Genomic DNA, 8660 nt, shown 5'->3' with positions numbered 1-8660 from the left:
GAGTTCGATGATCGTTCGGCGATCATCACGATCCGCTCCGGCGCCGGCGGCGACGATGCCACCGATTTCGCCGAGATGCTCATGCGCATGTACCTGCGCTGGGCCGAGCAGCATGACTATCCCACGAAGGTCATGGACACCTCCTACGCCGAGGGCGCCGGCATCAAGTCGGCGACGTTCGAGATCACAGCGCCCTATGCTTTCGGCACCCTGTCTGTCGAAGCAGGCACCCATCGCCTCGCACGCATCAGCCCCTTCGGGTCGGCCGATAAGCGGCAGACGAGCTTCGCCGCCGTCGAGGTCATCCCGCTCATGGAAGAGGCGACCGAGGTCGAGATCCCCGAGAACGACATCCGCGTCGATGTCTTCCGCTCGTCCGGTCCCGGCGGTCAGTCGGTCAACACGACCGACTCCGCGGTGCGCCTGACTCACCTGCCTACGGGCATCGTCGTGTCGATGCAGAACGAGAAGTCACAGATTCAGAACCGGGCCGCCGCCATGCGCGTGCTGCAGACCCGCCTGCTGCTGCTTCAGAAAGAAAAAGAAGCCGCCACGAAGAAAGAGCTCGCCGGCAACATCACCGCCAGCTGGGGCGATCAGATGCGCTCGTACTTCCTGTACGGCCAGCAGCTGGTGAAAGACCTGCGCACCGGCCACGAGTCGGGAAACCCGGCGGCGGTGTTCGACGGCGACCTCGACGACTTCATCTCAGCGGGCATCCGCTGGCGCAAGCGCAAAGACGAAGACTGACCCATCGTCCGGGTGTCGCTCGCGGCCAGGCGCACACGCGCGCTTAGGCTCGAATCGCCATGATTCGGTTTGAAAACGTCACCAAGCGCTACCGCGGGACGAAGCGACCGGCGCTCGCCGGGGTCGACTTCGAGGTCCAGCGGGGCGAGTTCGTCTTCCTCGTCGGCGCTTCGGGCTCGGGAAAGTCCTCCTGCCTGCGGCTGATCCTTCGCGAAGACGTCCCCACCTCGGGCCGGGTCGCCGTGCTCGGACGCGACCTGCGCTCGCTCGCGAACCGCAAGGTTCCCTACTTCCGCCGGCATATCGGGTCGGTCTTCCAAGACTTCCGTCTGCTGTCATCGAAGACGGTGTTCCAGAACGTCGCCTTCACGCTGCAGGTGATCGGTTCGTCGCGCGGCTTCATCCAGCAGGCTGTGCCCGAGGCGCTTGCGCTGGTCGGCCTGGAAGGCAAAGAGAAGCGGATGCCGCATGAGCTCTCCGGAGGTGAGCAGCAGCGGGTGGCGATCGCCCGCGCGCTCGTGAACCGCCCGCAGGTGCTGCTCGCGGATGAGCCGACCGGAAACCTCGACCCGGCGACCTCGGTCGACATCATGCAGTTGCTGGCGCGGATCAACGCCGGCGGCACCACGGTGCTCATGGCCACGCACGAGGCGGGTTTCGTCGATCAGATGCAGCGCCGTGTGATCGAGCTGCAAGACGGTGAGATGGTCCGCGACGAAGTGCATGGCGGATACGGTGACCGCTCGAGCATCCCGCAGCTCGCCCCGCAGGAGGGGCGCGGCGTCGCCGCTACCGCGGCCCTCACCGCCGTGCAAGAGGTGCAGCGGCAGACCGAGTCGCTCGAGCCGCTCACGGCCGAGATGATCGCGTCGATGAAGGCCGCTCGCAACGCGGTGCCGACGGATGCCGCAGGCACAGACGCTTCCCACACAGACGCTCCCGACACCGGCATGACGGAGTCCGCGCAGAAAGCGGTCGGGCCGAACACGCATCCGATCGTGCTTGCTGACGTCGACGTCGCCGAGCTGGGCGTCGCCGACCGCCTGGGGCTTTCCGATACCGGCGATGACGAAGAAGTGGGGCCGACCTCGTGAGGGTGGGATTGATTCTCCTCGAGGCTCTCGGGGGACTGCGCCGAAACATCTCGATGGTGATCTCCGTCGTGCTCGTGACCTTCGTCTCGCTGACGTTCGTCGGCGCGGCGATGCTCATGCAGGGCCAGATCAGCACGATGCGCGGCTACTGGACAGAGCGCGCGCAGGTGTCGGTCTCGATGTGCTCGTCGGTGTCGTCGGGCGAGACGTGCATCGATGGCGCCGCCACGGAGGAGCAGGTCGAGAAGGTGCGCGCGGAGCTGGCAGGCGACGCGCTCGGCTCGCTCATCAGCAACGTCCGCTTCGAGACGAAGGCCGAGGCGTACGCCAACGTGATCGAGCTGCTCGGCGAGGAGCAGGCGAGCGTGCTGACCGAAGAGCAGATGTCGGAGAGCTTCTATGTCACCCTCAAGGATCCCAGCCAGTCGCAGGTGATCGTCGAGGCCTTCGCCGGCATCGCCGGGGTCGAGCAGGTCAGCGACCAGCTTCAGTATCTCGAGCCGTTGTTCTCGGCTCTGACGGTGGCGACATATATCGCCGTCGGCATTGCGGTGCTGATGCTCATCGCCGCCGTGCTGCTGATTGCCACGACCATTCGGCTTTCGGCATATGCGCGCCGCAAAGAGATCGGGATCATGCGTCTGGTGGGTGCGTCGAACCGCTTCATTCAGACGCCGTTCGTGCTGGAGGGCGTGTTCGCCGCCTTCCTCGGCTCCGCCCTGGCGAGCGCGGCGGTGCTGGCCGGGGTGCACTTCGGTGTCGACGGCTATCTGAAGGGCCGGGTCCCGTTCATCACGACCTGGGTGACGATGCAGGACGCCGTGCTGGTCGTTCCGGTGCTGATCGGCATCGGCGTCGTACTCGCAGTGCTGTCAGCAGGCTTTGCGATCCGTCGTTGGCTGCGCACCTAGTAAGAGTTCGCGGCCCCTCGTCGAGCGGGCAAGCGGTCCCCGAGCCCGTCGAAGGGTAAGCTGTAGGGCTGGCTGCCGAAGAGATAGGAACCACCATGCCCAGGGAACGCGGGGAGAAGGTCGTCGCGACCAATCGTCGCGCACGTCACGACTACAACATCGAGAAGTCGTACGAGGCGGGGATGGTGCTCACCGGCACCGAGGTGAAGTCGCTGCGACAGGGTCGCGCGAACCTCAGCGACGGTTATGCCTTCGTCAAGGGCAACGAGGTGTTCCTCGATGCCGTGCACATTCCTGAGTACTCGCAGGGGCATTGGACGAACCACTCGGCCAAGCGCATCCGCAAGCTGCTGCTGCATCGGGAAGAGATCCAGAAGCTGGCGCATGCTGTATCGGCCGGCGGATACACGATCATCCCGTTGAAGCTGTACTTCTCTGATGGCCGCGCCAAGATCGAGATCGCCCTGGCGAAGGGCAAGCGCGAGTACGACAAGCGCCAGACGCTGCGCGAGCGGCAAGACACCCGTGAGGCCGCGCGGGCGATGCGCATGCGCAATCGCATGGGCGAGTAGAAGAGCATCGCGCTAGGGCCGCGGTTCACCGGTTCGCCGTCACAGATCGGGGTCGAACCCGAAGACCTTCCCGAGGAAGTAGAGCTCGCGCTCCAGCGCATCGATGCGTGTCTCCGCGAGACGGAACCCGTGACCTTCGCCGGGGTACAGCACATACTCATGCGGTACGCGGCTGGCGGCGAGGGCGTCGCGAATCGCCTCGGACTGCGAGGGCGGTACGACCCGGTCGTCTTCACCCTGCAATAGCAGCACGCCGGCCTCGATTCGATCGGCGTGTGTGAGCGGCGACCGGTCGATGTAGAGCTGCTCGGTCTCGGGAAGCGGGCCGACGAGTCCGTCGAGATAGAACCGCTCGAAGTCGTGGGTGTCCTGTGCCAGCATCCGCAGATCACTTACCCCGTAGCGGCTGATTCCGGCGGCGAACACCCCGCCGCGCACGAGCGCCGACAGCACCGTCCAGCCGCCGGCGGATCCGCCGCGGATCGCGATGCGGTCAGGGTCGGCCCGGCCGGACCCGGCCAGGCCGCGCGCGGCGGCGAGCACATCGTCGACGTCGACGACGCCCCACTGGCCGTCGAGGCGTTCGCGGTAATCGCGCCCGTACCCGGTCGATCCGCCGTAGTTGACATCGAGCACACCGATGCCGCGGCTCGTGTAGAAGGCGATCGCGGCGGATGCGGCTCCGGCGACGTGCGCGGTCGGTCCGCCGTGCACGAAGACGATGTACGGCGGCAGTTCGCCGTCGGGTGCCGTCGCGTGCGGATTCGCCGGCGGATAGTCGAAGGCGTGCACCGTTCCGTGGACGCCTTCGATCGTGAGAGGGCGCGCGGGCGGCATCCACTGGGGGTCGGTCGCCGCGCCGCCGCGAATGCGCGTGAGGTCGCCGGAATCGACATCCACACACCAGAGGCCGGCGTCCACGGCCGCGCCGCCTCCCGAGAGCAGCACGCGCGAGCCGGAGACATCGTCGACGCTGACGTGCGCACTGGGTGGAACATCCAGTTGCCGCGTGCTGCCATCGGTGTCGATGACGACGACCTCGTCCGCGCCGTTCGTGTGCACGGCGATGAGGCGCCCGTCAGCGAGCGGCTGGTACCAGCGGTTGCCGAGCACCCACAGTCCGTACCCGGTGTCGGCGTCGGCCGGTGCGACGGCTTCAGGCTCTGACACGGACAGACCGTCGACGTTCAGGCGATAGAGATTCCAGCGGCCGGTCGGGTCGTCCGCGTAGACGAGCTGCGAATCATCGGTCCATTCCGGTTGCAGCGCGGCGCGGGTGGAGACCTCGGCCGTGCCCGAGCCGTCAACCATCGCGAGGCCCAGCTGCGCGCTCTGCCACGGCATCCGGGTGCGTGACCATTGCACCCAGGCGAGCCGGGTGCCGTCCGGCGACAGTGCGGGGTGTGCGGCGAACCCCTCGCCCTCGATGAACACGGTGATCGCCGAGGCATCCGTCGCGGCAGACCCGTCGACGGGAATCTCGACGAGTGCCCGAAGGTGCGGGTCGGCGGCGAGGTTCTCGCGCACGGCGAACAGACGCCCCTGCGTAAAGCGCAGACCGCCGTGGTTCGGACCCTCTGGCGTCAACGGCCGCGGATCGCCGCCCGGCTGCATCCGGTACACGCGCTGATCGCGCCCTTCGACGAAGAACAGCGTGCCGTCGGCATCCGCCGTCCACGCCCCGCCGCCATACTCGTGCACGAGCGAGCGAGCGTTCCACGGCGCCGGAAGCACCACCTCGCCTGACGAGCTGCGCACCGCGACGCGCCCCGATTCAGCGGGCACCGACTCGCCCCACCAGATCTCGCTGCCCACGAAACGGGCGCCATCGATGCGCGGGGCGGATGAGACCACCTCGGCGGGGAGGAAAGGAGAAGACCAGGTTCCGTACGGCTGCATACCTCGAGCCTACGTGTGACGTCTGACACACGAGGTCACACAGTGTGCGACCTCGCCGTGCCGTGTTCTACCGTCGTGGAAACGGCCGGATTCCCACCTGCCATCACCGCCCAGCAGGAGAAAGATGTCCTCCGAGTCCCCGACGCACTGTACGCCCCGCGTGCCGTTCTCGTTCGAGCTGTACCCGCCGCGGACGGCGTCGAGCGAAGAAGCGCTGCACGAGACGGTGCGCCAACTCGCCGCGGCCGGCCCCGATTTCCTCTCGGTCACCTACGGTGCCGGAGGATCGACCGGTGGGCGCTCGCTCGAGGTTCTCCGCTTCATCCGGGAGAACACCGATGTGGAGCCGCTCGCCCACCTCACCTGCGTCGGAAACACCTATGCGGGCGCTGCCCGGCTCATCCGCGAGTTCTTGGACGCCGGCATCCTCAGCTTCCTCGCTCTGCGCGGCGACCCGCCCCTCGGCCAGGACGAACCGTTCCTCGGTGACCTTGAGAGCGCGGCGCAGCTGGTTCAGCTCATCGACCGTGCGCAGGCCGAGCGGGCGCCTTACGAAGAGTCGCCGGTGCCCGGGATCCCCGGCGCCGCCAGCGTCGCGCCGCGTCGAAAGGCGAACATCGCCGTCGCGGCCTTCCCGAACGGGCATCCGCGCGCCACCCACCGCACACAGGACGTCGAAGCGCTGCTGGCCAAGCAGGCGGCGGGTGCCACGTTCGCGATCACGCAACTGTTCTTCCACGCCGACGACTACCTCGCGTTCGTCGAGCGGAGCCGCGCGGCGGGCGTGACGATTCCGATCCTGCCGGGCATCATGCCCATCACGTCGCCGAAGCGCCTGGCGCGCGTTCTCGAGCTCACCGGCGAAGAGCTTCCCAGTGAGCTCTCGATCGCGCTCGAGGTCGAGCCCACCACGCAGGGCCGCCGCGAGATCGGCATCGACTGGGCTGCGCGCCTCAGCCGCGAGGTTCTCGCCGGCGGCGCCCCGGGCGTGCACCTGTATGCGTTCAACCAGCACGAGACCGTGCTCGCCGTTCTTGAACAGGCAGGGGTTCTTCCTGCTCTGAGTCGCTAGATCCATCCCGAAAGGAACACACAATGTCCGCATTCCCCCCAGGGACGATCCTCGGATACCCCCGCATCGGTCGTCGTCGTGAGCTGAAGAAGGCCGTCGAGGCGTTCTGGGCTGGGCGCAGCGATCTCGCCGCGCTCGAACAGACCGCCGCCGAACTGCGTTCACAGACACGCGAGCGTCTGGCGAAGCTCGGCCTGGGCCGCCGAGACTCCGCCATCCCGGAGTCGTTCTCGTTCTACGACCAGGTGCTCGACGCTGCCGTCACGGTCGGCGCGATCCCCACCCGCTTCGAAGACCTGCGCGACGCCGACGGTTCGATCGGACTGCCGGCGTACTTCACCGTCGCCCGCGGTGAGGGTGAGCGCGCACCGCTGGAGATGACCAAGTGGTTCGACTCGAACTATCACTACCTTGTTCCCGAGATCGGGCCTGAGACCGTCTTCTCGCTCTCGAGTGACCGCCTGGTACGCGAGGTCGAAGAGGCTGTCGCCTCGGGATTCGTCACCCGCCCTGTCGTGGTCGGCCCGGTCACGCTTCTTGCTCTGGCGAAGGCATCGGATGCCGCACCCGCTGGCTTCGACCCGCTCTCACGCCTGGCAGATCTCGTGCCGGTGTACGTCGACCTTCTCGCACGCCTGCGCGCGGCGGGAACCGAATGGGTGCAGCTGGACGAGCCCGCCCTCGTCAGCGAGTCGCTGCCGGCTACGCCCCAGCAGTTGGCGGATGCCGCGGCTGCGGCGCTGGCCACCATCGGCGGGGCGACCGAGCGTCCGTCGATCCTCGTCGCGGCGCCGTACGCGGCGCTGGAATCGACCTTGGCGGTGCTGGCGGCGGCTCCCATCGAGGCCATTGCCATCGATCTCGTCCGCGGCGATGTTCCGGCTGCCGTGCCGGGTCTTGCCGACAAAGCTCTCGTCGGCGGCGTCGTCGACGGTCACAACATCTGGCGCGGTGACCTGGCGAACGCGTTCGACAAGCTCGAAGCGCTGCGTGGTCTCGGTGCTGCACAGGTCGCGGCGTCCACGTCGACCTCGTTGTTGCACGTTCCGCACGATGTGACAGACGAGTCGAAGCTCGACGCGCGCCTGACCTCGTGGCTTGCCTTCGCTGACCAGAAGGTCGAACAGGTCGTCACCCTCTCGCGCGGCCTGGTAGACGGACGAGCGGGTATCCAGGGCGAGCTTGACGCCGCCTCCGCCGCGCTCGCCGACCGCCAGAGCGCACCCGGTGTTCGCGACGGCGCCGTGCGCGCACGTGAGCTCGCCCAGAGCGACTTCTCGCGTGTGTCTTACGCCGAGCGCGAGGCCGCCCAACAGGAGGCACTGGGGCTGCCTGCCCTGCCGCTGACCACGATCGGTTCGTTCCCGCAGACCGGAGACATCCGTCGGGCGCGCGCGCAGTTCACCCGGGGTGAGCTGTCGAAGACCGACTACGAAGAATTTCTCCGTCGCGAGATCGACGCGGTCGTCGAGCTGCAGGAAGAGATCGGCCTCGACGTTCTCGTGCACGGTGAGCCCGAGCGTAACGACATGGTGCAGTACTTCGCCGAGAACCTCGACGGTTTCGCGGTGACGGAGAACGGGTGGGTGCAGTCGTACGGCTCGCGTGCGACGCGTCCGTCGATTCTGTGGGGCGATGTCTCTCGTCCGGCCGCGATCACGGTCGAGTGGTCGACCTACGCGCAGTCGAAGACCGCGAAGCACATGAAGGGCATGCTGACCGGGCCGGTGACGATTCTGGCGTGGTCGTTCGTTCGCGACGACCAGCCGCTGGGAGAAACGGCCAACCAGGTCGCTCTGGCACTGCGCGACGAGATCAGTGACCTCGAGGCCGCGGGCATCGCAGTGATTCAGGTGGATGAGCCCGCGCTACGCGAGCTGCTGCCCTTGAAGAAGGCTGATCAGCCGGCGTATCTCACCTGGTCTGTGGACTCGTTCCGCCTCGCCACGGGTGGCGCAGCGGCCGCCACACAGGTGCACACGCACCTGTGTTACTCGGAGTTCGGTGTCGTCATCGACGCCATTCGCGCTCTGGACGCAGACGTCACCTCGATCGAGGCGGCTCGCAGCCGTATGGAGGTCGTCACCGACATCGCCGAGGTCGGCTTCGACCACGGCATCGGCCCGGGGGTCTATGACATTCACTCGCCGCGTGTGCCGACGACCGATGAGATCGAGTCGCTGCTGCGCCGCGCCGTCGACGAGATTCCCACCCGCCAGCTCTGGGTCAACCCCGACTGCGGTCTGAAGACCCGCGGCTACGACGAGACCACGCAGTCGCTGCGGAACATCGTCGAGGCCACACGTCGGGTGCGCGAGGACATCGCCGTCGCCGTTTGAGGCTCAGCAACGATGCAGAAGCG

The 8660-nt window shown here is 67.3% G+C and carries 7 protein-coding genes; 6 read left to right on the top strand and 1 reads right to left on the bottom strand.

Translation table 11 applies throughout. The features are described 5' to 3' along the window. The 4 genes from prfB to smpB form a co-directional block, all read left to right on the top strand. Nucleotides 1–750 (top strand): peptide chain release factor 2 (gene prfB / locus Q1J95_RS12130; protein ID WP_300267876.1); only part of this gene is annotated, 750 nt, incomplete at its 5' end. A 59-nt stretch (nucleotides 751–809) separates the two neighbouring features. Further along, nucleotides 810–1844, top strand: a complete 1035-nt coding sequence (gene ftsE, locus Q1J95_RS12125) for a cell division ATP-binding protein FtsE (protein WP_300267874.1) — start codon at nucleotides 810–812, stop codon at nucleotides 1842–1844. Continuing rightward, nucleotides 1841–2755, top strand: coding sequence for a permease-like cell division protein FtsX (gene ftsX / locus Q1J95_RS12120; protein WP_300267871.1), 915 nt, complete (start codon nucleotides 1841–1843; stop codon nucleotides 2753–2755). Before ftsE ends, ftsX begins: the two co-directional genes overlap by 4 nt. A gap of 95 nt (nucleotides 2756–2850) precedes the next feature. After that, a complete protein-coding gene (gene smpB / locus Q1J95_RS12115; protein ID WP_300267868.1) occupies nucleotides 2851–3327 on the top strand; it encodes an SsrA-binding protein SmpB in 477 nt (158 codons plus the stop codon). 39 nt (nucleotides 3328–3366) lie between these two features. On the opposite strand, the gene Q1J95_RS12110 is transcribed toward smpB, so the two are convergent. Next, nucleotides 3367–5226 (bottom strand): prolyl oligopeptidase family serine peptidase, encoded by a 1860-nt coding sequence (locus Q1J95_RS12110; protein WP_300267866.1) that lies wholly within the window; start codon nucleotides 5224–5226, stop codon nucleotides 3367–3369. 124 nt (nucleotides 5227–5350) lie between these two features. Here Q1J95_RS12110 and Q1J95_RS12105 point away from each other — a divergent pair, with 124 nt between their 5' ends. Then, nucleotides 5351–6298 carry a methylenetetrahydrofolate reductase gene (locus tag Q1J95_RS12105; protein ID WP_300267863.1) on the top strand — a complete coding sequence of 316 codons (948 nt, stop codon included), beginning with the start codon at nucleotides 5351–5353 and terminating at the stop codon, nucleotides 6296–6298. 23 nt (nucleotides 6299–6321) lie between these two features. Further along, a complete protein-coding gene (gene metE, locus Q1J95_RS12100) occupies nucleotides 6322–8637 on the top strand; it encodes a 5-methyltetrahydropteroyltriglutamate--homocysteine S-methyltransferase (RefSeq protein ID WP_300267859.1) in 2316 nt (771 codons plus the stop codon). Nucleotides 8638–8660 lie beyond the last annotated feature (23 nt).

The organism is Microbacterium sp. (assembly GCF_029263575.1).
GTDB lineage: Bacteria > Actinomycetota > Actinomycetes > Actinomycetales > Microbacteriaceae > Microbacterium.
Note: the sequence above shows the minus strand (reverse complement) of the source record. Positions and strands in the feature narration are given on the sequence as shown.

Excerpts from the sequence above, each read along its gene's own strand:
- Q1J95_RS12105 (WP_300267863.1), top strand. The coding sequence starts at position 5,351 with ATGTCCTCCGAGTCCCCGACGCACTGTACGCCCCGCGTGCCGTTCTCG.
- ftsE (WP_300267874.1), top strand. The coding sequence starts at position 810 with ATGATTCGGTTTGAAAACGTCACCAAGCGCTACCGCGGGACGAAGCGA.
- Q1J95_RS12110 (WP_300267866.1), bottom strand. The coding sequence starts at position 5,226 with ATGCAGCCGTACGGAACCTGGTCTTCTCCTTTCCTCCCCGCCGAGGTG.
- smpB (WP_300267868.1), top strand. The coding sequence starts at position 2,851 with ATGCCCAGGGAACGCGGGGAGAAGGTCGTCGCGACCAATCGTCGCGCA.
- metE (WP_300267859.1), top strand. The coding sequence starts at position 6,322 with ATGTCCGCATTCCCCCCAGGGACGATCCTCGGATACCCCCGCATCGGT.